At 72.5% G+C, this 25,908-nt stretch carries 20 protein-coding genes; 7 read left to right on the forward strand and 13 right to left on the reverse strand.

The window, feature by feature from the left end; genetic code table 11:
* Window positions 1–40 precede the first annotated feature (40 nt).
* Window positions 41–1,903 (reverse strand): DUF2079 domain-containing protein, encoded by a 1,863-nt coding sequence (locus O7543_RS00060; RefSeq protein ID WP_281555643.1) that lies wholly within the window; start codon window positions 1,901–1,903, stop codon window positions 41–43.
* Window positions 1,904–2,070: 167 nt separating this feature from the next.
* Between O7543_RS00060 and O7543_RS00065 the strand changes: the two genes are divergently transcribed.
* From O7543_RS00065 to O7543_RS00075, 3 genes are read left to right on the forward strand one after another with little or no spacing between them, the layout of a single operon-like run.
* Entirely contained in the window at window positions 2,071–3,051 is a 981-nt protein-coding gene (locus O7543_RS00065) for an ATP-binding protein (RefSeq protein ID WP_281550777.1), read from the forward strand.
* Window positions 3,052–3,071: 20 nt separating this feature from the next.
* Window positions 3,072–3,464 (forward strand): SCO5389 family protein, encoded by a 393-nt coding sequence (locus O7543_RS00070; protein WP_281550776.1) that lies wholly within the window; start codon window positions 3,072–3,074, stop codon window positions 3,462–3,464.
* A complete protein-coding gene (locus O7543_RS00075; RefSeq protein WP_281550775.1) occupies window positions 3,454–4,476 on the forward strand; it encodes an LLM class flavin-dependent oxidoreductase in 1,023 nt (340 codons plus the stop codon). Before O7543_RS00070 ends, O7543_RS00075 begins: the two co-directional genes overlap by 11 nt.
* Before the next feature lie 27 nt (window positions 4,477–4,503).
* Here the strand turns inward: O7543_RS00075 and O7543_RS00080 are convergent, their stop codons facing one another.
* The 3 genes from O7543_RS00080 to lpdA all read right to left on the reverse strand — a co-directional run bounded on the left by O7543_RS00080 (window position 4,504) and on the right by lpdA (window position 8,768).
* Window positions 4,504–5,406 carry a TIGR01777 family oxidoreductase gene (locus tag O7543_RS00080; RefSeq protein ID WP_281550774.1) on the reverse strand — a complete coding sequence of 301 codons (903 nt, stop codon included), beginning with the start codon at window positions 5,404–5,406 and terminating at the stop codon, window positions 4,504–4,506.
* A 136-nt stretch (window positions 5,407–5,542) separates the two neighbouring features.
* On the reverse strand, window positions 5,543–7,360 hold the full coding sequence (gene sucB / locus O7543_RS00085) for a 2-oxoglutarate dehydrogenase, E2 component, dihydrolipoamide succinyltransferase (RefSeq protein WP_281550773.1): 1,818 nt from the start codon (window positions 7,358–7,360) through the stop codon (window positions 5,543–5,545).
* Between the two features lie 19 nt (window positions 7,361–7,379).
* A complete protein-coding gene (gene lpdA, locus O7543_RS00090; protein WP_281550772.1) occupies window positions 7,380–8,768 on the reverse strand; it encodes a dihydrolipoyl dehydrogenase in 1,389 nt (462 codons plus the stop codon).
* Between the two features lie 259 nt (window positions 8,769–9,027).
* On the opposite strand from lpdA, the gene O7543_RS00095 reads away from it, so the two are divergent.
* Complete coding sequence (locus tag O7543_RS00095) at window positions 9,028–9,363, forward strand: hypothetical protein (protein WP_281550771.1); 336 nt, start codon at window positions 9,028–9,030, stop codon at window positions 9,361–9,363.
* A 56-nt stretch (window positions 9,364–9,419) separates the two neighbouring features.
* On the opposite strand, the gene O7543_RS00100 is transcribed toward O7543_RS00095, so the two are convergent.
* Entirely contained in the window at window positions 9,420–11,012 is a 1,593-nt protein-coding gene (locus tag O7543_RS00100; protein WP_281550770.1) for a leucyl aminopeptidase, read from the reverse strand.
* Between the two features lie 134 nt (window positions 11,013–11,146).
* Here O7543_RS00100 and gcvT point away from each other — a divergent pair, with 134 nt between their 5' ends.
* Window positions 11,147–12,274, forward strand: a complete 1,128-nt coding sequence (gene gcvT / locus O7543_RS00105) for a glycine cleavage system aminomethyltransferase GcvT (protein ID WP_281550769.1) — start codon at window positions 11,147–11,149, stop codon at window positions 12,272–12,274.
* Between the two features lie 48 nt (window positions 12,275–12,322).
* On the opposite strand, the gene O7543_RS00110 is transcribed toward gcvT, so the two are convergent.
* The 3 genes from O7543_RS00110 to O7543_RS00120 form a co-directional block, all read right to left on the reverse strand.
* Window positions 12,323–13,627: a DUF2314 domain-containing protein gene (locus O7543_RS00110; protein WP_281550768.1), complete on the reverse strand. Its 1,305-nt coding sequence runs from the start codon at window positions 13,625–13,627 to the stop codon at window positions 12,323–12,325.
* A 150-nt stretch (window positions 13,628–13,777) separates the two neighbouring features.
* On the reverse strand, window positions 13,778–14,539 hold the full coding sequence (locus O7543_RS00115; protein WP_281550767.1) for an adenosylcobinamide-GDP ribazoletransferase: 762 nt from the start codon (window positions 14,537–14,539) through the stop codon (window positions 13,778–13,780).
* Between the two features lie 32 nt (window positions 14,540–14,571).
* The gene (locus tag O7543_RS00120; RefSeq protein WP_281550766.1) at window positions 14,572–16,257 is read right to left on the reverse strand and encodes a bifunctional adenosylcobinamide kinase/adenosylcobinamide-phosphate guanylyltransferase; all 1,686 of its coding nucleotides are present in this window, start codon (window positions 16,255–16,257) and stop codon (window positions 14,572–14,574) included.
* A 126-nt stretch (window positions 16,258–16,383) separates the two neighbouring features.
* On the opposite strand from O7543_RS00120, the gene O7543_RS00125 reads away from it, so the two are divergent.
* Both O7543_RS00125 and O7543_RS00130 read left to right on the forward strand, forming a co-directional pair.
* A complete protein-coding gene (locus O7543_RS00125; RefSeq protein WP_281550765.1) occupies window positions 16,384–16,584 on the forward strand; it encodes a hypothetical protein in 201 nt (66 codons plus the stop codon).
* Between the two features lie 10 nt (window positions 16,585–16,594).
* On the forward strand, window positions 16,595–17,386 hold the full coding sequence (locus O7543_RS00130) for a site-2 protease family protein (protein ID WP_281550764.1): 792 nt from the start codon (window positions 16,595–16,597) through the stop codon (window positions 17,384–17,386).
* Between the two features lie 111 nt (window positions 17,387–17,497).
* Here O7543_RS00130 and O7543_RS00135 read toward each other — a convergent pair whose 3' ends face one another.
* The 5 genes from O7543_RS00135 to nadA form a co-directional block, all read right to left on the reverse strand.
* Window positions 17,498–18,496: an aldo/keto reductase family protein gene (locus O7543_RS00135; RefSeq protein WP_278170376.1), complete on the reverse strand. Its 999-nt coding sequence runs from the start codon at window positions 18,494–18,496 to the stop codon at window positions 17,498–17,500.
* Between the two features lie 125 nt (window positions 18,497–18,621).
* Window positions 18,622–21,912, reverse strand: coding sequence for a WG repeat-containing protein (locus O7543_RS00140; protein WP_281550763.1), 3,291 nt, complete (start codon window positions 21,910–21,912; stop codon window positions 18,622–18,624).
* A 300-nt stretch (window positions 21,913–22,212) separates the two neighbouring features.
* The gene (locus O7543_RS00145; protein ID WP_281550762.1) at window positions 22,213–22,830 is read right to left on the reverse strand and encodes a DUF3043 domain-containing protein; all 618 of its coding nucleotides are present in this window, start codon (window positions 22,828–22,830) and stop codon (window positions 22,213–22,215) included.
* A 177-nt stretch (window positions 22,831–23,007) separates the two neighbouring features.
* Window positions 23,008–24,363, reverse strand: a complete 1,356-nt coding sequence (gene murA / locus O7543_RS00150; protein ID WP_348650145.1) for a UDP-N-acetylglucosamine 1-carboxyvinyltransferase — start codon at window positions 24,361–24,363, stop codon at window positions 23,008–23,010.
* Between the two features lie 350 nt (window positions 24,364–24,713).
* Window positions 24,714–25,883, reverse strand: a complete 1,170-nt coding sequence (gene nadA / locus O7543_RS00155; protein WP_281550760.1) for a quinolinate synthase NadA — start codon at window positions 25,881–25,883, stop codon at window positions 24,714–24,716.
* Window positions 25,884–25,908: the final 25 nt, after the last annotated feature.

The following is a 25,908-nucleotide window of genomic DNA, read 5'->3' on the forward strand; positions in this document are numbered from 1 at the left end:
TAGTCCGCTACCGGTCGGTCGGGTCGGTCCGTGGTCCGGCTCACCAGCCGCCCTCCGGCGCCGGCCAGAGCCAGACGTCGGTGACCCGCTGCGGCGGGCCGAGCAGTTCGGTGGTCGCGGTCAGCAGCGCCTCGGCGTCGACCGGGAACTTCGCCCCGTGCACCCGGTCGGCGAGCACCACCGCCTCGGCATCCCAGTACCGCAGGTCGGCGCGGGCGGCGGCCCGGTCGGCGTCGGTGATCGGCGGCACCACGCCGGTGCGGGCGACCTCGTGCAGCAGCCCGTCGGTGGCCCGGGGGACCGGTCCGATCCGGCCCCGGCCGTCCGGTCCGCCGGGGCCGAGGAAGAAGCCGGACGGGATGGCGAACTCGCCCTGCCGGTGCGCGAACGCGTACGCCTGCCAACGTTGACCGTCGGGTAGCACATCGAGGGTGAACGGTACCGGGGCGAGCACCCTGCCCTGGCTGACGTGGTCACGCCAGGCACCCGAGGTGATGAAGTCCGGGATCGGCTCCCGTTCGATGGTGAGCAGACTGGCCGGGGTCAGCGGCAGCAGCGCCGCGACGAACGCCGCGGCCCACCACCGGCCGTACCGCGCCTGCCCGCCGGCCCGACGGGTGAGCAGCAGGCTCAGCGTCAGCGCCAGCAGGATGCCGATGACCGGGGTGACCACCATGGCCAGCCGGGCCGGCAGCGCGGCGTTGAACACCGGAGCGCCGGCCAGCGGGGCGTACGGCAGCGGGATGTCGGTGATCGTCCCGCCGATCTTCAGCCGGGGGCCGAGGGAGAGCACCGCGAACACGGCGGCGGTGACGGCGAGGGCCCGCAGCGTCGCTCGCCGACCGGGATCGGCGGCCCGCCAGAGCAGCACCAGGCAGCCGACGGTCAACATCAGCAGCGGTACGCCGAAGAAGCTGTTCTCCTCGGTCTCGTTCGGCGCCAGCCCGGTGCCCAGCCCGGCGACACCGGCCAGCGAGCGTTCCGGGAACGCCCCGTAGGCGAGGAGGTCCTCGCTGTGCACCCGGGCGTCGAAACCGGTGCCGTGGAACACCTGCGGGCCGAAGAAGTGCAACCACAACGGGTACGCCAACAGTGCGGTCGCCACGACCGCGGTGAGCGCCAGGCCGCGCAGCAGTCGGGGGAGCGCGTCGCGGACCTCGGCGGCGCGGCTGCGGTCCAGCGCCCAGACGCCGAGGAACACGCCGCAGGCCAGGGCGGTGAAGAACAGGCCCTCGGCGGCGATCGAGAAGGCCGCCGCGACGGCTACGCCGAGGATCAGGCCGTTGCGCACCCAGCCGCCCCGGCCCAGCGGCCGGGCCCCGGGGCGCCCACGCAGCGCGAGGACCCGCCAGACGATGATCGGCACCAGCCAGCCGGCGGTCCAGTTCAGGTGGGCGTTGGCGTGCGACACCATGGCCGGCGCGAAGCCGCAGAACAGTCCGCCGACGGCGGCCGCCAGCCGGGACGGCACGAACGGAGCGCCGTCGTCGCCGGTGGGTAGCCGGGACAGCAGCCAGTACCAGGTGAAGCCGGTGCCGGCCAGGTTGAGGGTGAGGATCACCAGGAATGTCGCCGGTGGCCCGATCAGGAAGGTCAGCGGCGCGAACAGCACCGCGTACACGGTGATCGAGGTGTTGACCGCGAGATTCACCCCGTCGGGGGCGTTGAGCAGGTACGTGAACAGCGGGTTCTCGCCGTGGGTCAGCGCGTAGGCGCCGTAGCCGAGCAGCCACTCGAACAGCGCCTGGTCGCTGGAGTTGACGGTGATCGCCCGGCTGTCCGGACCGGCCCACAGCCCGCTGGTGACCCAGCCGGCGAGGACCACCGCGACCACCGCGACGACCAGGTCGGCGCGCCAGCGGGCCGGGCCGCCGGCCCGGCCCCTCAACCGGCCGCTGGTCACCGGCCGGGTGGTCGCGGCGCTGTCGGGCAGTGGGGACGGAGCGGTCGGCACCGGCGGAGAGTACCAATTTCGCCCGACACGCCCGTGCCGTACCTAGGCTTGACGAAGTTATTGGAAATGACTTCCAATGTACGCGTACCTGTTGAGTTGTTTGGGAGAGATCCACGGTGAAGATCTGTTTTGTCGGTAAGGGTGGCAGTGGCAAGACCACCCTGGCGGCCCTGTTCGCCCGCCACCTCGCAGCCACCCCGGTCGGCCCCGACGACGGCCCGCCGCCGCTGCTCGCGGTCGACGCCGACATCAACCAGCATCTCGCCGCGGCCCTCGGCGCCAGCGACGACGAGGCGGTGCTGCTACCGGCGTTGGGCGACCACCTGGCCGACATCAAGGAGTATCTGCGCGGCGACAATCCCCGGATCGGCTCGGCCGCAGCGATGGTCAAGACCACCCCGCCCGGGCGAGGCTCGCGGCTGCTCACCGTCGCCGGGGCCAACCCGATCTACGACGCGCTGGTCCGCGAGGTGGCTGGTATCCGGCTCGCCGTCACCGGGCCGTTCGCCACCGACGATCTCGGCGTCGCCTGCTACCACTCCAAGGTCGGCGCGGTGGAACTGCTGCTCAACCACCTGGTCGACGGTGCCGGTGAGTACGTGGTCGTCGACATGACCGCCGGGGCCGACTCGTTCGCCTCCGGGCTGTTCACCCGGTTCGACGCCACCTTCCTGGTCTGCGAGCCCACGGTGCGCAGCGTCGGGGTCTACCGGCAGTACGTCGGCTACGCCCGCGACTACGGCGTCCGGGTGCACGTCGTCGGCAACAAGATCGACGACGAGTCGGACGTGGACTTCCTGCGCGAGCACGTCGGCGCGGATCTGCTGACCTGGATCGGGCGGTCGGCCTTCGTCAAGGCGGCCGAGCGGGGCCGGCACCAGCCGATCACCGCGATGGAGCCGGCGAACCGTGACGCTCTGGACATGATGCGCACAACCGTCGATGCTTGTGGCAAGGACTGGGCCAACTACACCCGGCAGGCGGTGGAGTTCCACCTACGCAACGCCGCCGCCTGGGCCAACGACCGGGTCGGCGAGAACCTCGCCGACCAGGTCGACCCGGAGTTCGTACTCGGACCAGACCTGCTGGTCCGCTGACCGTAGCGTGAGGAGAAAGCATGTCCCTCGACGTACCTGCCGCCCTGCTGGAGCGGGCCGAATCCGGCCGGGTCGACGACGCCGAATTCGTCGACTGCGTACGCCAGTCCCTGCCGTACGCCTGGTCGGTGGTGTCCCAGGTGGCCACCGAGGCCCAGGGTGGCACGGCCGAGTTCGCCGACCACGCGGTGCCGCCACCCAGCGAGGCCGAGCGTGGCCAACTGCTGCGGGCGCTGGCCAGCGACGCGATCCGGGGCGGCCTGGAGCGGCACTTCGGCGTCAAGTTCGCCTTCCAGAACTGCCACCGGGTGGCCGCCTTCAAACTGTCCGCCGTCGGCGGCGAGACCTATCAGGAGTTCATCTCCCCGGTGGCCCAGCTGCGCAACCAGTCACCCGAGCTGCGTGACTGCTGAGCCGACCATCTCGACGGCGGCCGGCGACCTGAACCAGCCAGCGGTGGACCTGTTCCTGCTGGCGGCACATGGTCTGCCGGCCACCGTCGGCTACGCGCGCGCCGCCGAGGCAGCCGGCCTCGGCGGCGTGTGGCTTGCCGAACACCACTTCGTCTCGTACGGGCAGTGCCCGTCCGCCACCACCCTGGCCGGCTACCTGCTCGGCGCCACCCGTCGGATCGCCGTCGGCACCGCGGCGGCCGTGCTGTCCAACCGGCATCCGGTCGCGCTCGCCGAGGAAGCAGTCCTGCTTGACACGGTCTCCGCCGGCCGGTTCCGGCTCGGGGTCGCCCGTGGCGGCCCCTGGGTGGACCTGGAGGTCTACGGCACCGGCCTGGACCGGTACCGGGACGGCTTCGCCGAATCGCTGGATCTGCTGAGCCGCTGGCTCTCCGGCGCGGCGACGGTCGGCGCCGACGGTCAGTTCTTCACGTTCCGCGATGTGCCGGTGGTGCCGCGACCGGCCCGCCCGATGCCGATCTGGATTGCGGCGACCTCGCCGGCGACGGTCGACCTCGCCGCCAGCCGCGGACTTGCCCTGCTGCTCGGGGTGCACGACGACGACGCGGCGAAGGCCGCCACGCTGGCCCGGTACGCGGACGTCGCCGCCGCCAACGGGCACGACCCGGCCATCGTGCCGCACGCCTCGGTGCATCTGATCGGGCTCGCCGACTCCCGGGCCGCCGCCGAGCGGGTGCTCCGCCGGACCCTGCCACCGTGGCTGGCCACCACCCGCGAGTACGTCCGGATCGACGGCTCGGCGCCGGCCCACCGGGACCTCGACGCCTACGCCGAGCACCTGCTGCGAATCCACCCACTGGGCAGCGCGGCCGAGTGCGCCGCGCGGCTTGCCGCCAGCGCGGCGACCATCGGCGCCCACCGGCTGGTGCTGATGGTCGAGGGCGCCGGTCCGGCTGCCACCGGCGACCTGATCACGGCCATCGGCACCGACCTGCTCCCGGCGCTGCCCTGACCGGTCTGGACGCCACCCGGCGCGGGGTCACCCCTGCGTCAGGGCGGCGTGCAGCGCGTCCGGCAGGTCCGGGTACCGGTAGGTGAACCCGGCCTCGGTCAGCGCCCCGGGCAACACCCGGGAGGAGCGCAGCGCCTCGGTGGCGAACTCGCCCAGCGCCACGTGCAACGCGAACGCGGGGACCGGCAGCACCGCCGGTCGGTGCACCGCCGACCCGAGCGCCTTGCCGAACGCCGCGTTGGTCACCGGCGCCGGCCCGACCACGTTGACCGGGCCGGAGATGTCATCGTGATCGAGCAGGAAGGTCACCGCCCGCAGCCAGTCCTGCATGGCGATCCACGGCACCCACTGCCGCCCACTGCCGAGCTTGCCGCCCAGCCCGAGCCGGAACGGCAGCAGCTGCGGCTTGAGCAGGCCGCCGTCACGGTGCAACGGCAGACCGGTGCGTAGCCGGACCACCCGTACGCCGGCGTTCTCGGCCGGCCCGGTGGACGCCTCCCAGACCCGCGCCACGTCGGCCAGGAAACCCTCACCGGCCGGGGCGTTCTCCTCGACCGGCTGGTCGCCGGTGTCGCCGTACCAGCCGACCGCTGACGAGTTCAGCAGCACCGCCGGCCGGTCCGCTGCCGCGAGACCGGACATCGCGGTGGCCAGCGTGGTGGTGCTGTCCACCCGGCTGGACCGGATCAACGCCTTGTAGCCGTCGGTCCAGCGTTTGTCGCCGACCCCGGCACCGGCCAGGTTGATCACCGCGTCGATGCCGGTGAACACCGCCGGGTCGAGCTGCCCGGCCGACGGCGACCAGCTGAACTCCGCCGGCCCGCGCGCCGGCCGGCGGACCAGTTGTACGGTCTCGTGTCCGCAGCTGTGCAGGTGGTCGGTCAGTCTGGTGCCGAGGAAGCCGGACGCGCCGGCCAACAGGATGCGCATGCGGACATCTTCGCTGATCGCGGTGGTGCCGGCTGCGGACCACCGCCATTGGGTGCAAAACGGCGGGTGGGTGCCGGCCGGGATCGGCCGGCACCCACCGCTACGGCAACCGGGGTCGCTCTGTCGTGGAACGCCGTCAGGACAGGCCGAGCTCGCCTTCGAACGCGCCGGCCTCCAGCCGCTCCTTGACCGCGCTGAGGAACCGGGCGGCGTCCGCGCCGTCGACCAGCCGGTGGTCGTAGGACAGCGCCAGGAAGACCATCGACCGGGGTGCGATGATCTCGCCGAGCTCCGGGTCGTCGACCACCGCGGCGCGTTTCACCACCGCTCCGGTGCCGAGGATGGCGGCCTGCGGCAACGGCACGATCGGGGTGTCGAACAGCGCCCCACGGCTGCCGGTGTTGGTCAGCGTGAAGGTGGCACCGGACAACTCGTCGGGCCCGATCTTGTTGGTCCGGGTCCGCTCCGCCACGTCGGCGATCCGCCGCGCCAGCCCACCGAGGTTGAGATCGCCAGCGTCGCGGATCACCGGCACCAGCAGACCCCGCTCGGTGTCCACCGCTACGCCGAGGTGCTCCCCGTCGGGGTAGGTGATCGTGCCGGCCTGCATGTCGATGGAGGCGTTGACCACCGGGTAGGTGCGCAGTGCCTCCACCGCCGCCAGCGCGAAGAACGGCAGGAACGACAGTTTGACGCCGTGCTTGGCCTGGAAGTCGCCCTTGACCCGGGCCCGCAACCGGGCGATCTTGGTCACGTCGACCTCGACGACCGTGGTCAGTTGGGCCGAGCTCTGCAGGGACTCGTGCATCCGCTTGGCGATGACCGTCCGGGTCCGGCTCATCTTCTCGGTCCGGCCCCGCAGCGGGCTGGGTTGCGCCTTGGCCGCCGTCGGTGCCGTAGCCGGTGCCGCCGGCTTGGCCTGTTCGGCCTTGGCCCGCTCGGCTGCGGCCCGCGCCTGTTCGGCCGCGGTCAGCACGTCCTGTTTGCGGATCCGCCCGCCGACCCCGGTGCCGCGCACCGAGGCCAGGTCGACCCCCTGCTCGGCGGCGAGCTTGCGGACCAGCGGGGTGACGTAACCGCCGGCACCGTTGGCGCTGGCCGGTGGGGCCGCTGGAGCGGTCTGCTGTGCCGGCGGTGCCGGCGGTGCGGCCTGCGCTGGCGAGGCGGACTCGGTGGCCGGGGCCGGGCTGGCGTACGAGGCACCCGGCTGGGCCGGCGCGGGAGCGGCCGGCTCCGATTGTGCCGCCGGCTGCGGCTGGGCGGGGTCGGCCTGCGGCGCGGTGGCCGGCTCCGGTGCGGCGGCCGGCTCCGGTGCCGCCGGAGCCGAGGCCCCGCCGGGGCTGCCGACCAGTGCCAGTTCGGCACCGACGTCGGCGGTGTCGTCCTCCGGCACCTTGATCTCCAGCAGCGTCCCCGCGACCGGCGACGGGATCTCAGTGTCGACCTTGTCGGTGGAGACCTCCAGCAGCGGTTCGTCGACCTCCACGGCGTCACCGACCTGCTTGAGCCAGCGGGTTACGGTGCCCTCGGTGACGCTTTCGCCGAGAGCCGGCATCCGGACCGCAGTGGCGTCGCCACCAGACGTCGGCGGCGGGCCGTCCGCCGGCTGGGCCGGCTCCGGCGCTGCGGCCGGCTCCGGCTCCGCAGGCTGTTCCTGCGGCGCGCTCGCAGCGGGGGCGGTCCGCCCACCGTCGTCCTGCTGCCCGTCGTCCTCCTGACCACCGGAGATGACCGCGAGTTCGCTGCCCACCTCGGCGGTCTCGTCCTCGCTCACCACGATCCGGGTGAGCACCCCGGCCGCAGGCGACGGGATCTCGGTGTCGACCTTGTCGGTGGAGACCTCCAGCAGCGGTTCGTCGACCTCGACCCGGTCGCCTTCCTGCTTCAACCAGCGGGTGACGGTGCCCTCGGTGACGCTCTCGCCGAGCCGGGGCATGGTGACCGATACCGGCATATCTACAAGACTCCTCTAGTCAGGCGTGTGCGTGCAGCGGCTTGCCGGCCAGGGCCAGGTGGGCCTCGCCCAGCGCCTCGCCCTGGGTCGGGTGGGCGTGTACGAGTGGTGCGACGTCGGCCGGGTCGGCCTCCCAGTTGTAGATCAACTGTGCCTCGCCGATCAGCTCGCCGACCCGGGCACCGACCAGGTGCAGTCCCACGACCGGGCCGTCGACGACCCGGACGAGCTTGACGAAGCCGGTGGTCTTGAGGATCTGGCTCTTGCCGTTGCCGCCGAGGTTGTAGTTGTAGGTCTTGACCTTGTCGGCCCCGTACTGCTCCTTGGCCTTCGCCTCGGTCAGCCCGACCGAGGCGAGCTCCGGGTCCGAGTAGGTGACCCGGGGGATACCGCTCTCGTCGACCACCGCCGGGCTGCGGCCGGCGATCTCCTCGGCGACGAAGATGCCCTGCTGGAAACCGCGGTGGGCCAGCTGCAGGCCGGGTACGATGTCGCCCACGGCGTAGACGTTCGGCAGATTGGTCCGCAGCCGCTCGTCGGTCAGCACGAAGCCACGGTCCATCTTCAGACCCTGCTCCTCGTATCCGAGGTCGGCGGTGACCGGCCCACGCCCGACGGCGACCAGCAGCAGCTCGGCCTCCAGGGTCTCACCGCCGGCGATCGTCATCCGGACGCCGGACTCGGTGCGTTCGACCTTCTCGAACGGCTTGCCGGTCTTGAACCCGATGCCGCGCTTGCGGAATGCCCGCTCCAGTGCCTTGGACGACTCCTCGTCCTCGGCGGCGACCAGCCGGGGCAGCGCCTCGACGATGGTCACGTCGACGCCGAAGGAGCGCCAGACGCTGGCGAACTCGACACCGATCACCCCGCCGCCGAGCACGATCGCCGACGACGGCACCCGGTCCAGCTCCAGCGCGTGCTCGCTGGTCAGAATCCGCTCGCCGTCGACCTCGATGCCGGGCAGGCTCCGCGAGTAGGACCCGGTGGCCAGGATCACGTTGCGGCCGGTGTACCGGGCTCCGTCGACCTCGACGGTGTCCGGGCCGACCAGCCGGCCGGTGCCCGCCACGTAGGTGATCTTCGAAGACTTGATCATGCCCTGCAGGCCCTTGTACAGCCGGCCGACCACGCCGTCCTTGTAACTGTTCACCCCGGCCATGTCGATGCCGACCAGGTCCGCCTTGACACCGAACTGCTCGGACTCGCGTGCGTTGTCGGCCACTTCGGCGGCGTGCAGCAGCGCCTTGGTGGGGATGCAGCCACGGTGCAGGCAGGTGCCACCGACCTTGTCCTTCTCGATCAGGGCTACCGACAGATCGAGTTGTACGGCGCGCAGGGCAGCCGCGTAGCCTCCACTACCGCCGCCGAGGATGACCAGGTCGAAGGTCCCGCCGTTCGGCTCACTCACAGTTCACTCCCAGGTCACGTCGCTGCACAGGAGGGCCGTCCCCTGCGTCGTCCCATGGAACGGGCAGACTTTCCCCGGTCATCTTGTCACTTGTAGTGTCTGAACGCTCAACGAGGTGCCCAAGGACACGTGGTCGCAACGTAGGCTTGCCCTGTCCGTCTATGCGCGCGGGCGTCGGACAGCCGGGCCCGGCCCGACCGCACCAGGCCGCCCGGCCGGCACCCGCGCGGTCTTTGTCAGCTGGGGGAGGGGAACGCCGGTGGCGTGGTTTCGTCGGCGCAAGCAGTCGAGCGGGGCACCGGGAGGACGGCCGGCGAACCGGGCTGATCTCGACCATCTCGAGGAGTTCGTCCGCAGCCGCCGCGGGGTCGAGGCGTTCATCGAGCCTCGGACCACGGTTACCGAGACGACGGTGATGCTCATCGCGTACGACGGTGAGTGGACCCGTCGGCGGGTCGACGGTCCGGAAACCGCCCGTCGCTTCGCGCACAAGATGGCCATCCCGATCTACGACGTGGCGCTGGTCGGCTACCCGCAGCGGATGCGGGACTTCAACGAACGGCGCAAGCGGGCCGACCGGGCCGACCGGGGCTGACGTCCCCGCGTGGGTCGGGTGCCGGCCGGCACCGACCCACGCGGGGACGTTACGGGTCAGCCGTTGGCCGCGATGTCCTGCACCAGGTGCACCAGCGTGCGCACCGGTACGCCGGTGCCACCCTTGCTCCAGTAGCCGAACGGCTCGCCGGCGTGGTAGGCCGGGCCGGCGACGTCGAGGTGCGCCCAGGCGACCCCCTCGCTGACGAACTCGCGGAGGAACACCCCGCCCTGCAGCATGTGGCCGGCCCGGTCCATCGCCGAGTTCACCTGGCAGATGTCCGCCACCTCCGACTCCATGCCCTTGCGGACGTCGTCGGGCAGCGGCATCGGCCAGGCCGGCTCACCCACCGCGTCCCCGCCGGCCCGTACCCGGGCACACAGCTCGTCGCTGCCCATCACCCCGGCCATCCGCTTGCCCAGCGCGACCACCTGCCCGCCGGTCAGCGTCGAGGTCTCCAGCAGGTAGTCGCAGCCGTCCGCGCAGGCCCGGGCCATCGCGTCGGCGAGCACCATCCGGCCCTCGGCGTCGGTGTTGAGCACCTCCACCCGCTTGCCGTCGAACATGGTCACCACATCGCCGGGCCGGTACGCGGTACCCGACGGCATGTTCTCCGCCATCGGCAGGTACGCGGTGACCGGCACCGACGGCCGTAGCGCGGCGATCGCCAGCATCGCCGCCCCGACGGCGGCCGCACCGGCCATGTCCGACTTCATCTCCCACATGCCCTGCGCCGGCTTGATCGACACGCCGCCGGTGTCGAAGGTGATGCCCTTGCCGACCAGCGCGACCCGTGGGGCGTCCGGGGCCGCCTCCGGCGGGGTATAGGAGACGATCACCAGCCGGGGCGGTGCGGCCGAGCCGCCGCCCACGGCGAGGATCCCGCCGTAGCCCCCGTCGATCAGCGCCTGCTCGTCCAGCACCTGCACGGTCAGCCCGGCAGCGACCGCCGTGTCCCGTACCGAATCGGCGAACGCCGGTGGCCGCAGCTCGTTCGGCGGGGTGTTCACCCAGTCTCGGCAGGCGATCACCGCCGCGGCGACCGCCTCCGCCCGGGCCACCTCGGCCTGCACCGCGGGGTCGGCGGCGTCGGTGACGTGCAGGGCGATCGAGGCGACCGGTGCTCGTCGGCCCGGCTGCGGCCGGGTCTTGTAACCGGCGAACCGGTAGCTACCGAGCAGCGCGCCCTCGGCGACCGCGCGCAGTGCCGCCGGCCCGTCCGCGTCATCCGGGACCGGCAACGCCACGGCGACCCGCGAGGTGCCGGCGAGTGCCCGTACCGCCGCGCCGGTCGCTCGGCGCAGCGTCTCCGGGGCGGGCGCCGCGCCGGTCGGCTCCGGACCCAGCCCGACCGCGACCAGCAGCGGCGGCCCGACCGTACCGAGCGTGGCCAGCTTGATCACTTCGCCGGCGGCGCCGGTGGCGCCGAGCAGACTGAGGGCCTCGGTCAGTCGACCCTCGAACGCGACCGCGATGCTCTCCGCCCCGGTCGCCAGCAACAGGGCGGGCGTCGTGCCCGGCGTGCCGTCCGCCGCCGCCTGGTCTGCGTCCGGCTGGTCCTGACTGTGTACGCCGATCACCAGCGCGTCGACGGCCAGCTCAGCGGGGTCGGTGTCGACCAGGTCCAGGGTTGTGGTGGTTGATGTCACTCGGCGTCTCCGGCAGCTGGGCCGGTCGGCTTGTGGCGACCGGCGGGTTGGTCTCCGGCGCAACTTGCTCCGCCGGACGGGGTGGTGCCCCGCCGATGCTAGCCACCTGCGGGTCCGCCGGTAAGTTGCCTCCCATGACCGAGGTGACCATGACCGGGGACGGCGCGCCGCGCAGATCCCCGCTGCACGACCGGCACGTCGCGCTCGGCGCGAAGTTCGCGGCCTTCGGCGGCTGGCAGATGCCGCTGGAGTACGCCGGCGGCGGCGTGCTGCGCGAGCACGAGGCGGTGCGTGACGCCGTCGGCGTGTTCGACGTGTCGCACCTCGGCAAGGCCCGGGTCACCGGACCCGGCGCGGCGGCGTTCGTCAACACCTGCCTCAGCAACGACCTGGACCGGATCGCCGCCGGTTCGGCCCAGTACACGCTCTGCTGTGACGACGCCACCGGCGGCGTCGTCGACGACATCATCGCCTACCGGTACGCCGACGACCACGTGTTCCTGGTACCCAACGCGGCGAACACCGGCGAGGTGGTCGGCCGGCTGCGGGCGGCGGCGCCCGGCGGGGTCACGGTTACCGACGAGCACACCGGGTACGCCGTACTGGCGGTGCAGGGACCGGCCTCGGCCGGACTCCTCGCCGATCTGGGGCTGCCCACCGGGCATCCGTACATGAGCTTCGTCGCCGGTCGGCTGGCCGGCACCGAACTGGTCGTCTGCCGCACCGGGTACACCGGCGAGCACGGCTACGAACTGGTGGTGCCGGCCGAGGCGGCGGGCCGGGTGTGGGACCTGCTGCTGGCCGCCGAGACACCGATCGCCGCGCGGGCCTGTGGGCTGGGCGCTCGGGACACGCTGCGCACCGAGATGGGGTACGCGCTGCACGGCCAGGACCTGACGGTGGCGGTCACCCCGGTGCAGGCCCGGCTCGGCTGGGCGGTCGGCTGGCGCAAACCGGACTTCTGGGGTCGGACCACACTGCTGGCGGAAAAAGCAGCCGGGCCGGCCCGGCTGCTGCGCGGTCTGCAGGCCGTGCAGCGGGCCATCCCGCGACCCGGCATGGCCGTGCTGCTCGACGGAGCGCAGGTCGGTGCGGTGACCAGCGGTACCTTCTCGCCGACCCGCAGGGCAGGTGTCGGCCTGGCTCTGCTGGACACCGCTGCGGTGCCGACCGACGGTGTCGAGGTGCAGGTTGACGTGCGCGGCCGACACGCGCCGATGCGGGTGGTGACCCCGCCGTTCGTACCGTCGTCGGTGCGTTGACTGCCCGCTGCGCTGACGGCGTCCCGGCTCAGCGCCCGACCGGACCGCTCACCGCCCGGTCGGGCCCCGGTCGCCCTGATCGAGTACCGACTCGGTCCAACCACCCTCCACCATTCGGTCGCCGCTGATCAGCGCCCAGTCGACCACGTCCGCGGCGTCCACCTCGACCGGGCTGCCGACCCGTACGGTCGGGTCGCAGACCGCGTCGACCGTGCTGGCCGCGTGGATCCGGCCGGGATGCGGCCAGCCGGTGACGTTGGCCCATACGTACTCGTGGCCGTCCGGCGCGGTGAGACCGTACTTGACCAGCAGTTGACCGCCGAGCGCGCGGGCGAGGTACCGGGCCCGGACCTCGCCCAGCGACCGGCGGGCGGTGGTGATCGCCTGTGCCATCGCGTCGCTGCGCCGGGCGTAGTGGATCTCCGGCTGCCCGGCGCCGAAGAGCTCGCCGCAGACCTGGGTGAAATAGTCCCCGGCGTCGCTGTCGGCGACCTGCGGCGGCGGGCGGAGGGTGAGGAAGGAGTCGGCCTCCGGATCGGTCGACGGGTCCAGCACGATCCGCAGCAGCGCCGAACCCGCCGAATCGTGCCGGTCCTGGTTGCCGTACGCGACGGCGATGTCGTGGCCGGACACCGGCAAATTCACCGGCAACTGGACGAAGGCCGGCGGCTCCGGTTCAGCCAGGGCCTCGGTCCAGATCCGCAGCAGCCGGCGGGCGGTCCCGGTCATGATCGCCCCCCAGGCCCGGACGAACCTCGGCGGCACCTGCTGCGCCTGCAGCTCCAGCAGCCCGAACCGACGCAGCCCTTTCGTGGTGAACCAGAGCCCGTCGTCGTCGGGGGAGTAGGGCACCAGGATCCAGTCGACCAGGCGGATCCGGCCGTCGGCGTCGGGCAGCGACCGCAACGCACCCGCCGGGTCGAGGAACTGCAGCCCGAACAGGTCGATCAGGTCGACGTCGAGGGCGTCGGCCAGCGCCGCGCCGACCGCCCGCGCGGCCCACTCATGCGCCGGCGGCCAACCCGGCCGGTAGTTGGCCTGGACCACGACACAACGCTGTGCGGTGCGGAGTCGGGCCAGCTGACCGCCGGTTGCCCCGAACGCGGCCAGCAGATCCGGCGGCAGCTCCGGCAGCCGGTCGACCGGGCGGGTCTGCACGGTCATCAGCGGACTGCCGAGCATCTGTCGGGTCAGGTCGCGCACCGGTCGGGGCAGCCGGTCACCGAGCCAGTCCACCGCGTCCAGCGCCTCCGGTACAGCCGCGTCCGGCGGTACCACCGGGACCAGGTACGTGGCGGCCAGCGACTCCGGGACCGGCACTGGCAGCAGCAGGTCGTCCGAACTGGCGGCCATAGGTGCTCCCTGCTCCCCGGGTCGTGCGTCGCTGGCGAGGTGAACGCTACCCGGCACCGGACCCGTGGCGGCCGAGGTTGCCGATCGCCGTGGCCCGTTGCCGACGGCCGGTCGGGGTGCGGCCGGCACCGCCGGTCACCTGACACCGGGTCACCGCACGGTTACCAGGCCCAGGTAGACGGCGGTGGTGGTGAATTCGACCCCGGCACCCAGCACATCGCCGGTGATCCCGCCGAACCGGCGTACCAGATGGCGCAGCCAGGTCTGCCACAGCAGCACGGCGCCCAGCACCACCAGCGGCCCCTGCCAGGGTCGGCCGGGTACGGCGGCGACCGCCACGGCGGCGACCAGGACCGTGCCGGCCGCCAGCAGCGGCCACCGCTGGGTGCCGGCCACCAGCGCGCCGAGCCCGTCCGGTCGGGCGGCCGGCACGGCCTGGCGGCAGGCCCAGGTGACCGCGAGGCGGCCTGCCGCGACCGCGGTGGCGACCGCCGCCAGCACCGCCGGCCACGACCGTCCGGCCGGTAGCGAACCGAGCGACGCCGTCTGCGCCAGCAGCACGACGACCAGGGCCACCACGCCGAACGGGCCGATGTCCGGCCGGCGCATCACCGCCAGCGCGCCGTCGGCGGGCCGGTGCGAGCCGAGCGCGTCGACGGTGTCGGCCAGTCCGTCCAGGTGCAGCCCTCGGGTCGACGCCGCAGCCAGGCCCGTCACCACCGCAGCGGCGACCAGCGCCGGGGTTCCGGCGGCCGAGAGCGCGAGCAGGGTCGTTGCCAGAAGTACGCCGAGACCGAGGCCGACCACCGGGGCGACCGCCATCGCCGCGGCCGCCGCCGGTCGGTGCACCGGACCGGGCCGCAGCGGAAACACGGTGAAGGTGGTGACGGCGAGCCGGACGCCGGCGGACACCGCATGTCCCGGACCGGTGGGCGGTCCGGCGGTCACCGCACCGGGTCGGCGGCGGCCGGTCCGGCGGCCGCCGGACCGGGACCGGCCGGCTCCGGTTCGGCGAACGTCGGGTGTTCGCCGAGCGTGTCGGCCAGGGCGAGCGTCGAACGCAGCAGCGGCAACGCGGCCAGCGCGGTGGCGCCCTCACCCAGGTCGAGCCGCAGATCCAGAAGCGGGGTCAGGCCGAGTACGTCCGCCGCGTGCCGAACGGTCGGCTGCCGGCCGTGGTCGGGCAGCAGGCACCAGTGCCGGGTCTGGCCGGCGAGATCCCGGCTGACCAGCGCGGCGGCCACCCCGACCGGGCCGTCCAGCAGCACCGGGATCCGGTTGGCGGTCGCGCCGAGCAGCACCCCGGTGGCCACCGCGACGTCCCCGCCGGCGTACTCCGCCAGCACCTCCCGGGCACCACGGGTGCCGCGCCGGGTGCGGTGCAGCGCGTCGCGTACGGCGGCGCACCGCGACATCCACGCGGCGTCGTCGACCTTTCCGCCCGCTGCGGACACCCGGCCGAGCAGCGCCGCCGGTTCCGCCCCGGTGGTCGCCGCGACGACGGCGGCCGCTGCGGCGGCACCGCCCGCGCCGCAGGCGGCGATGACGATCGCCGCCACGCCGGCCCGGCCGGCCCGCTGCGCCACCTCCCACCCGGTTGCCAAGGCGCTGTTCACCTCGTCGGGGGTGAGCGCCGGCTGATGTTCGATCGGGGCGGCGACGGGGGCGGCAACGACGTCGACGACCGCACCGGCGGTGGCGGCCAGCCGCGCCAGCGCCCCGTGGCCGGCGCGGGCCTGGTCGGCCCGGCGCGCCGAGTCCTGCGGGCTGTCGCCGGCGGCGACTCCACCTTCGTGGTCGCCGTGGACCAGCACCACCTGGACCTGGTCCCACGGTTGCGGGCTGGTCGCGTCCTGCGTACCGGCGGCGAAGCCGATGACGTTCTCGAGCGCACCGAACCCGGCTCCGGGCAGGTCCAGCTGGCCCAGCCGGGCGATGCCGGCGGTCCGGGTCTTCTCCGCCGGCATCGGCAGGGTCATCCCGGGGGCGATCTGTGCCGCCGCGCCGGACCCATTGGTCGCGGCCGGCTCCGGCCCGGCTTGCGACTGCGGCTCCGGGCTGGTCACCGTGGCGGTCGCGGCCGGACCGGTCGACTTGAGCTGCACCGGTTGTCCGGCCACGACCAGCACTACCGCGTCGGACACCTCGGCCAGCAGTTGGTTGGTTGAGCCGAGCGCGTCCGCGAACGCCCGCCCGACCGGTGTGGACGGCACCAACGCCAGCCCTACCTCCGGGCTGACCAGCACCAACCGGGCCGGGCAGGACCGCACCGCAGCACAGAGCTCAGCGATGGTGGCCCGGTCGTCGGCTGGTTGCCGGGTCGGATCGAGCAGCGCGGCGACCCAACCGCCCAGGTCGTCGACGAGCAGCGTCTCATCCGCGCGGGCCGACGAGATCGCCTCGATCAGCCGGCCCGGATCCCCGGTGGCCTCGTCGGTGTGCCAGTCGGCCGGCCGGCGGGCCCGGTGCGCCCCGATCCGGGCGAGCCACTCGGCGTCGGACGGATCGGCCGCACCCGTCGCCACGTAACGCACCATCGGATCACCGGTGATCAGGGACTCGGCGAAGTCGGACTTGCCGGACCGGATTCCACCGAGTACAAGAATGGACTGCCACCCGCCAACGGACATGCCAGTACCTTACGGCGGGCGCGGCCGGCCGTGACCTGCCGGGGCGGTGCCGGCCGTGCTCCGGTGAGGTGGGATGTCACCGGCCGCGGCTAGGCTTGCGGCGTCCATCGCCGAGGGGAGCAGCACATGCCATGGAGTTGGCGGTACGTGGACGCGGAAGGTCAGCCCACGCAGGGGCCGGCCGAGACGTTCGGCACCCAGGCCGACGCCGAGTCCTGGATCGGCCAGGCCTGGCGGGAGTTGGCCGCGGCAGGCGTCGCCTCGGTCGAGCTGTTGGAGGACGACCGCACCGAGTACCGGATGAGTCTGCTGCCGGCAGGCAAGTGAGATGCGGCCGGTGCCGTCCGACGGACCGTCGGGTGGCCTGCGGGCCGGTCGGCCGACGACGAGCTGGCGGCCCAGTCCGGTCTTCCTCGTCCTGGTCGCACTGGTGGCCGGCAGTGGCGCACTCGCCTGGTCGGGTGAGCGGTACGCCCGGGTGGCCGTCTTCGTGCTGGTGGTCAGCGGCTGGTTGGTCTCGCTCTGCCTGCACGAGTACGCGCACGCGCTGGTTGCCTACCGGTTCGGTGACCGCAGCGTGGCGCGCCGCGGCTATCTGACGCTCAACCCGTTCCGGTACACCCATCCGCTGCTGTCCGTCGCGTTGCCGGTGCTGGTGGTCCTGCTCGGCGGGATCGGCCTGCCCGGCGGCGCGGTCTGGGTGGACCGGCACCGGATCGCGGGCCGCGTCCGGCACACCCTGGTGAGCCTCGCCGGCCCGGCGGTCAACGTGTCTCTCGCGGTGGTGCTCGCGGTGCCGTTCCTCGCCGGTGTGAATCCGGGCACCCGCCAGGAGTTCTGGGCGGGGATCGCCCTGCTGGGCTTCCTGCAGTTGACCGCCAGTGTGCTCAACCTGCTGCCGGTCCCCGGACTGGACGGCGGCAACATGGTCCAACCGTGGCTGCCACCGGCCTGGCAGCGCGGTTACCAGGTGCTCGCGCCGTTCGGCTTCATCGGCCTGTTCGCGTTGCTGTGGGACGACCAGATCGGCGGCGCGTTCTTCCGGGCCGTGTTCTGGTTGGGCGACATGTTCGGGCTGCCCGCGCCGCTCTACGGCTACGGGTTGGCGCTGATCCGTTTCTGGTCCTGACGGCTGCCCGGCGTGGCGGCGGTCCATTAGCGCCGGGCCGGGTGCGTGCACCTACGACGCGTCATGCCGCTGCGGCTCCGCCCGCAGCGGCATGACCTCGCACGGGGCCGGCTACGGCCGACTGGCCGGGCTGACGGTCCTGCCCGGGTCCCGCTCGACGATCGGCTCCAGGATCTCGTCGATGGCCTTCATCAGGCCACCGTCCAGTTGGACCCCGCTGGCCTTGACGTTGTCCCGCACCTGCTCGGGCCGGGTGGCACCAATGATGGCCGACGACACGTTGGGGTTCTGCAGCACCCAGGCGAGGGCCAGCTGGGCCATCGACAGGCCGGCCTGCTCGGCCAGTGGCTTGAGCTGCGCCACGGTGCTCAGCGTCTGGTCGGTCATGAACCGGGCGATGAACGTTGCGCCCCCGGACTGGTCGGTGGCCCGGGAGCCGGCCGGCGGTGGCTGACCAGGCTGGTACTTGCCGGTGAGCACACCCTGACCCAGTGGCGAGAAGACGATCTGCCCGACGCCGAGTTCCTCGCTGGCCGGGATCACCTCAGCCTCGATGACCCGCCACAGCATCGAGTACTGCGGCTGGTTGGACACCAGTGGGATCTTCAGCTCACGGGCCAGCGCGTGACCCTGACGGATCTGCGAGGCGTTCCACTCCGAGACCCCGATGTAGTGGGCCTTGCCGGAATGCACGATGTCGGCGAAGGCCTCCATCGTCTCCTCCAACGGCGTGGCGTAGTCGAACCGGTGCGCCTGGTAAAGGTCGACGTAGTCGGTCTGCAGCCGGCGCAGCGAGCCGTTGATCGACTCCATGATGTGCTTGCGGGACAGTCCCCGGTCGTTGCGCCCCTCGCCGGTCGGCCAGAAGACCTTGGTCAGGATCTCCAGCCCTTCCCGGCGTTCGCCACGCAGCGCTCGGCCGAGCACCTCCTCGGCCCGGGTGCCGGCGTACGTGTCGGCGGTGTCGAAGGTAGTGATGCCGACGTCCAGCGCGGCGCGCACGCAGGCGTTGGCTGCCTCTTCCTCCACCTGCGATCCGTGGGTGATCCAGTTTCCGTAGGAGATCTCGCTGACGAGCATGCCGGAGCGGCCTAGGTGTCGGAATTCCATGCCCCAACCCTAGTCGTCGGTCGGCCCGCCGGGGGGGTCGGCATGAGCTTACGTACAGCGGTAAATCGATCTCGCGATGGTGCCGACGGACCGGTTGTCCGGTACGGGCGCCGCGTACCGCCGCGTCACAGCAGCGGTTTGGTGTCGGCCAGCAGCCGGTCGATCTCGTCCATCACGTCCGCGCGGCTGGGCAGCACCGGGTCGATCAGCGGTTCCCCGCGCCGGTCCAACGCCCCCCAGTGTCCGTTGGGGGCCGCGACCAGGAACGCCACCGGATGGATCGCCATCGCCGGATGCACCGGTGGTACGACCATGCGTCCGGACCGGTCGACCACGCCCTTGCGCCCACCCGAGTCGATGATCGCCAAACCCTCGTCGGTGAAGCCGTCGATGTAGCGGCCGTCGGTGAGTGCGGTCGGGAAGCCGCCGAACCGGGGCGGGAGCAGCATCCGGCCGGTCTTGTCGACCGCGCCCCAGCCCCCGCGCCGGACCACCGCGACGCCGCGCCGGAACGGGCGTACGTCCTCGAAGCCGGTCCCGATCACCACGGTGTTGTTCCGGTCGATGGCGATCCAGCTGCCGGTGCCGTCGGCGGTGACCCAGGCGAGTCCGTCGGAGAACGAGCCGACCCCGATGTAGCCGGCGGTTGGCGCGATCACCGTCGTCCCCGACTCGTCGATCAGCTCCCACCACTTGGCCTCCGGCCGGCGGACCCAGGCCACCCCCTCGTGGAACGGCTGGACGTCGGCGTAGCCGGGAGCGATCACCAGCTCGCCGTCGACCCCCGCGTACCCCCATTGCTGGGCCCGGTCGTTGAAGGTCGGTCGCGGCGGACGGTGCAGCCGCAGGATCTCCTCCCGGTCCCGGGGGTACGGCCCCCAACCGTTCTCGGCGACCTTGGCGAACACCGCGTCCAGCGCGAGTTCGGTACGCGCGATCAGGTCCGGATCCTCGACCTTGCGCAGCTCCAGCGCACGTTCAAAGTGGTTGCACGCCTCCATGTAGCGGCCCTGGTCGTAGCAGGACCGGCCGGCATGTTCGTGCATCGTGGCCCGGAGCCGGTCGGGTAGCTCGGCCGAGTTGGCCTCCTCGAACAACCGGTCCGCCTCGGCGAAGTCACCCCGCCACTGCAGCACGTGCGCCAGCCGTGCCTGGGCGATCGCGACCCGGCGTAGCTCCCCGGTCGCCTCGGCGTGCGCCAGCGCCAGTTTGGCGTCGGCCAGTGCCTTGCCGAGGTCGCCGAGGATCCGGGAGACGACCGCCCGCAGGCTCAACAGCCGGGCCCGGGTGGCGTTGTCGGTCGCCGGTTCGATCTTCTCGGTGAGCCGGTCCCGGATGGCCCGGAACTCGTCGGGATTGTCCACCAGCTCACGCAGCGTCTCGTGGTGGAAACGCCAGTGGTACGACGACAGCATCTGTTCGGGGTCGCTGAGCTGGGGCTCGGTCTCGTCCGGTGCGGTCTCGGGATCCGGTGCCGGGTCGGGTTCGTCGGCCGGCTGGTCCGGCTGTACGAGCGGGGCCAGCATAGTGGGTGCGCCGAGCGCCGTTGCCGAACCGGCGGCGGTCCCGGTGACCGGTAGGACGGTGTCCGGACTGGCCGGCGGCCCGGTAGGGCCGGAGCCGCCATCGTTGTCGTCCGGGGCGGTACCGGTCGGATCGTCGGTTGGTCCGGCAGCAGGGTCGGTGTCGACCGGGTCGGTGTCGACCGGGTCGGTGTCGACCGGGTCGGTACCGGCTGGGTCGGTGTCGGCCGGGCCGCTATTGAGCTGGTCGGGCAGCGGAGCCGGTCCACCGTCGCTGTCCGCAGTGGTGGAGGTTTCCGCAGCGGGCGCTGCGTCCGGCCGTACCAGCGCGGCGGCCGGTGACACCGAAAGGTCCGACTGGAGTGGGGCCTCCGCCGGGACCTCGGCTGGGGCCTCCGCCGGGACTGGGACCGAGGCGTCGGACGGAACCCGACCGGACGGTGCGGCGGTGGGGAAGACCGGCGTCGGCGGAGCAGCCATGGGCACCGTCGGGGAGGCTTGCGCCGGTCGCGGCGGTGCTGGCTGGTCTGGCTGCGGGCGCACGATGTACGGCGGCGGGGCGTGCCGCGGCTCGGCCTTGGCGCGCACCACGTACTCCGGTGTGGCGGCATCCTCCCCTCGGGGGACCGGCCGGATCTGCGGGTGCTCGCCGGTCGGCGTCTGCACCCGGAACTCCGGGGGCGGCCCGGCCGGGGCGGAGACCGGAATCGGCAGTTGTTCGCCGGTCTGACCCGGAACCGGTCGGTGGATCCGGCCGTCGGTGACCGCCCCTGCCGTGGGCATCCGACCCGGCGGTGGCGGGACCGCGCCGGAGACCTGACCCTCCGGGGACGCTGTCGGACGCTCCGGGGCGACCGGAGCGGCTGGCCGGGGCCGTGCCGCCGGAGACGTGGGTGCCAGCGTCGGAGTGGGCGTCGGCGGAGGCGCCTGGGCGGCGGGCTTGACCCGGTACACCTCGTCCGGCCCCGGCTGCCGGGCGTGTTGGCGGGCGGCCGCCGGGCGATCCGGTGCCGGTGTCGGCGGTGCCGTCGGTGGTGCGGGTGCCGTCGGTGGTGCGGGTGCCGTCGGTGGTGGCGCATGCCACCGCTGCGGGGTGCGGCGCGGGTCGGCGTCCGAGGGCTGCTGTCCGTCCCGGCGAGGGCCGTCCGGTGGGCCTGCCCGGTGGTGCTGGTCCCACCGGGACACCGGGCCGTCCGGCCGCACCGGCGGCCGTTGGTCACGAGGCTGCGGCCGGTCCCGGTCGAACGGCTCAGCCGGTTGCCATTGGGGCCGCTCCCGCTCGGCGGGTGGACCACCACGGCGTCGCTCCGGTGGGTGCGGGCGCTCATGGAAGACAGCGTCCGGATGCCGGCGGCGTTGGTGGAACACGTCGTCGGGATGCTGCCGACGGCCGGTCCCGTCGGTGTGGGACGGCTGCTGCTGGCCGCCCTCGGCGAACCAGCCAGCGGCTCCGGCGGCTTCCGGCCCAGGTCCGTTCGGGCGTGGCGCCTCGCGGTGACCGTCCCGCCGGGCCCGGTCGGCGTCAAACTGCGGCCTGCGGGCCGGGGGCTGGTCTGTCCGGTCGCCGACAGGTGCCCGCCCGGATCCGGAACCGGACTGGTAGACGTTGGCTCGCCCACGGCTGACACCGCGGCTGGTCGGCTCCCGTCGGACCGACCGACCCGCGCCGTTGTCGCCGGGGTAGCGCTGACCCGGCAGCGGCACCCATTCGCTGGTCGGATCGGTGACCCAGCCCGGTTCCTGCGGCCGGTGATCCCGCGCCCGGCGCATCGCTTCCCACCGGTCGTCGTCGTCCCAGCTGACGTCACGATGTCCGTCGGCCGAACGGTCCGGTGCGCCGTCGTCTTCCCACTGCCAAGATTGCCAACGACGGTCGAAGTACCCCTCGGTCACGCCGGCACCTCGCCGCGGGTGTCGTTACGGGCGGCCCGCCGGGCAGGCGAGAACCGTGTCAGCGGTCCGTGTGGCTCGCTCACGGCGTGTCACCTCGTCGAATACTCGCTGAGCGACCGTGGCAACCCGATCGGGTCCCCCCGGCCCAGTGGCGGCGTGGTTGCGGATGGAGGGTAGCCGCGCGGGCTCGGTCGACGCCACCGAACCGCCCGTACTGAATCGAAACAGTGTCTTTTCCGCCCTCGCCGAGGCGCTCCGGCTGCTCGGGTGCCGTAGCCCGTCCAGCGCCCGCCGGGCCGGTCAGATCTTGTCGCCGAGCTCCACCCGGGGGATCGGGGTGCGCATCCGGCGGAACGTCATCGCGCGCATGATGGCGTAGAAGTACAGGCCGCCCATCCGCTGGTCCGACTTGGGGAACCGCTCCCGGACCAGTTTACGAATCCGGCGGGAGATCAACACCGAGTCGAGGACCACCAGCACCGCCAGCGTCACCCAGAGCAGATTCGACGCCAACTGCACCACCGGTGGCATCGTCGGCCCGGACCCGATCAACACGAGCAACGCCCCGCCGAAGAACCAGGTGCCGACCGTACGCCGGGAATCCACCACGTCGCGGGCGAGCCCCCGCTCCGGGGCCCGGTCGCGGGGCCCGCCCTCGCGGCGGAACTCCTCCGAGATCGCCGCCCGCCTGGCCCGCCGCTGCTCGCGGGCCTCCTGCTTGGTCAGCGGCTTGGTGCTGCCCGCCGGTCGGCGGCCGGCACCCGGCCGCTTCGGGGTGACCACGCCGAGTTCCTTCTTGCTCGGCGTGTGGCTGCGGGCACGGGCGGACCCGGCCTCGTCCTGCGACGGGGGAACATCGTCCTCCGGCAGGTCGGCCTCCACGACATCGGCGGACTTGCGGCGAAACAGCGACGGCACGCGTGAAGGGTAGCCAACCAGGTGCGTCACCCGCACCTCGCACCCGGTCGTCGTGCGCCGACCGGTGGGTGAAGGCCCCGCGACCGTGCCCGGTCCGGGCCACAACGGCACGAACCGGGCACGGGTACGTCAGACCCGGGCGAGGACGCGTCGGGTCGGCGACTGGACGCGTTCGGATCAGGGGCGTTCCACGTGGGCGCCGAGGTCGGCCAGCTTGGCCTCGAAGTCCTCGTAGCCGCGGTTGATCAGGTCGACGCCGTACACCCGGGAAGTGCCCTCGGCGGCGAGCGCCGCGATCAGGTGGCTGAACCCGGCCCGCAGGTCCGGGATGACCAGGTCGGCGGCGTGCAGCTTGCTGGGCCCGGCGATCACCGCCGAGTGCTTGAAGTTGCGCCGGCCGAACCGGCACGGCGTACCGCCCAGGCACTCCCGGTAGACCTGGATCGTCGCGCCCATCGTGTTGAGCGCCTCGGTGTAGCCCAGCCGCTGCTCGTACACCGTCTCGTGGACGATCGACAGCCCACGGGCCTGGGTCAACGCGACGACCAACGGCTGCTGCCAGTCGGTCATGAAGCCCGGGTGCACGTCGGTCTCCAGGGCCACCGCGCGCAGTTCGTTACCCGGGTGCCAGAACCGGATGCCGCCCTCCTGGCCGGCGCTGCCGACGCGCGGTGGGCGGGCGTCGGTGACCTGGTACGCGCCGCCGACCGACCGGAACACGTTCAGGAAGGTCATCATGTCGGCCTGCTGCGCGCCGAGCACGTTGACGTCGCCGCCGGTGGCCAGCGCCGCCGCCGCCCAGCTGGCTGCCTCGATCCGGTCCGGGATCGGCCGGTGCGAGTAGCCGCCGAGCCGGGGAACGCCGTGGATCTCGATCACCCGGTCGGTGTGCACCTTGATGATCGCGCCCATCTTCTGCATGACGCAGATCAGGTCGACGATCTCCGGCTCGACCGCGGCGTTGCGCAGCTCGGTCACCCCGTCGGCGAGTACGGCGGTCAGCAGCACCTGCTCGGTGGCGCCGACGCTCGGGTACGGCAGCTCGAACTTGGTGCCGTGCAGACCGTTGGGCGCGGTCAGGTGCAGCCCTTGCGGGGTCTTTTCGACGACCGCGCCGAACTCGCGCAGCGCCTGCATATGGAAGTCGATCGGCCGCGGACCGATGTGGCAACCGCCGAGGTCCGGGATGAACGCGTGGCCGAGCCGGTGCAGCAGCGGGCCGCAGAACAGGATCGGAATCCGGCTGGACCCCGCGTGCACGTTGATCTGGTCGAACGAGGCGCTTTCCACATTGGCCGGATCGAGCACCAGCTCGCCGTCCTCAACGCCGTCGCTGACCTTGACCCCGTGCAGTTCGAGCAGGCCCCGGACGATCTCGACGTCGCGGATCCGCGGTACGTCGTACAACCTGCTCGGCTCGTCGCCGAGCAGGGCGGCCACCATCGCCTTGGAGACGAGATTCTTGGCGCCTCGAACCCGGATCTGCCCGTGCAGGGGAGTGCCGCCGTGCACGATCAGGACGTCGTCGGTCAAGGAAACCTCCAGCGCGTCGATGCTGCCGTCTTGTGGGGTGGAGCTGGCCCGGCGAGATGGGATCAACATGTCCCGACCGGCGGTGAGTGAAACCGGACGACCCGCGTACGGAGCCGGCGGTCGGTGGACCTCGGGTGACATCCGGTTACCGGCTGTCACCGGGGAGCATCGAAGATCCGCGCTGCCCGTTCGTCGCCTGAGGCAGCATAGCGCTCCGTGATGGAAGTGGGATCCCGCAGCGGCTGCGATTGGCACGAATTCGGGAACGATGGCACGTATACGTAGGAGCTAGATTACGTTGGGTGATCTGGTGATGCGGTGTCCGCTATCCGATCAGGGAGCCTGTCCGATCAGGGCAGTGCCAGCATCTGGTCCAACGCGACCCGCGCGAAGTGCGCCGTACGCGGCTCGACCGTGATCTGGTTCGGCACCCGGCCGGCGACCAGCTCTTCCAACGCCCACACCAGGTGCGGCAGGTCGATCCGGTTCATCGTCGAGCAGTAGCAGACCGTCCGGTCCAGGAACATGACCTGCTTGTCCGGGTGGGCCAGCGCCAACCGGCGGACCAGATTCAGCTCCGTGCCCACGGCCCACGCCGATCCGGCCGGGGCGGCCTCGATGGTCCGGATGATGTACTCCGTCGAGCCGATCTGGTCGGCGGCGGTGACCACCTCGTAGCGGCACTCCGGGTGGACCAGCACGTTGACCCCGGGCACCCGCATCCGTACCTCGTCGACGCTGCTGCGGGTGAACCGGCCGTGCACCGAACAGTGCCCCCGCCAGAGCACCATCTTCGCCTCGCGCAACTGCTGCGCGGTCAGCCCACCACCGGGCTTGTGCGGGTCGTAGAGCACACAGTCGTCGGCGTCCAGCCCCATCTCCAGCACCGCCGTGTTGCGGCCCAGATGCTGGTCCGGCAGGAACAGCACCCGCTGACCGCGCTCGAACGCCCAGGTCAACGCGCGCTTGGCGTTCGACGAGGTGCAGACCACCCCGCCGTTGCGGCCGACGAAGCCCTTGATGTCCGCCGACGAGTTCATGTACGTCACCGGCACAGTCGAGTCGGCCGCGCCCGCGTCGGCCAGCGCCTCCCAGGCGGTCTCCACCTGGCCGAGGGCGGCCATGTCCGCCATCGAACAGCCGGCGGCCAGATCCGGCAGCACCACCCGCTGCGCGTCGCCGGTCAGGATGTCGGCGCTCTCCGCCATGAAGTGCACACCGCAGAAGACGATGAACTCGGCCGACGGCCGTGCGGCGGCCTCCCGGGCCAGCTTGAACGAGTCGCCGGTGACATCGGCGAACTGGATGACCTCGTCGCGCTGGTAGTGGTGACCGAGCACGAAGACCCGGTCGCCGAGCGCCGCCTTGGCGGCGGTGGCCCGGGCGACCAGATCCGGATCGCTGGGTGCCGGGAGCTCGCCCGGGCAGTCGACGCCGCGCTCGCTGGCCGGGTCGCTGCCCCGGCCGAGCAGCAACAGGGCGGTCGCGGTGCTGGAAGGCTCAACCCACGTCGAAGTCACGAGATCCATGCTCGCACAGGTCCGC

Origin of the sequence: Solwaraspora sp. WMMA2080, assembly GCF_027497395.1 — a bacterium.
GTDB lineage: Bacteria > Actinomycetota > Actinomycetes > Mycobacteriales > Micromonosporaceae > Micromonospora_E.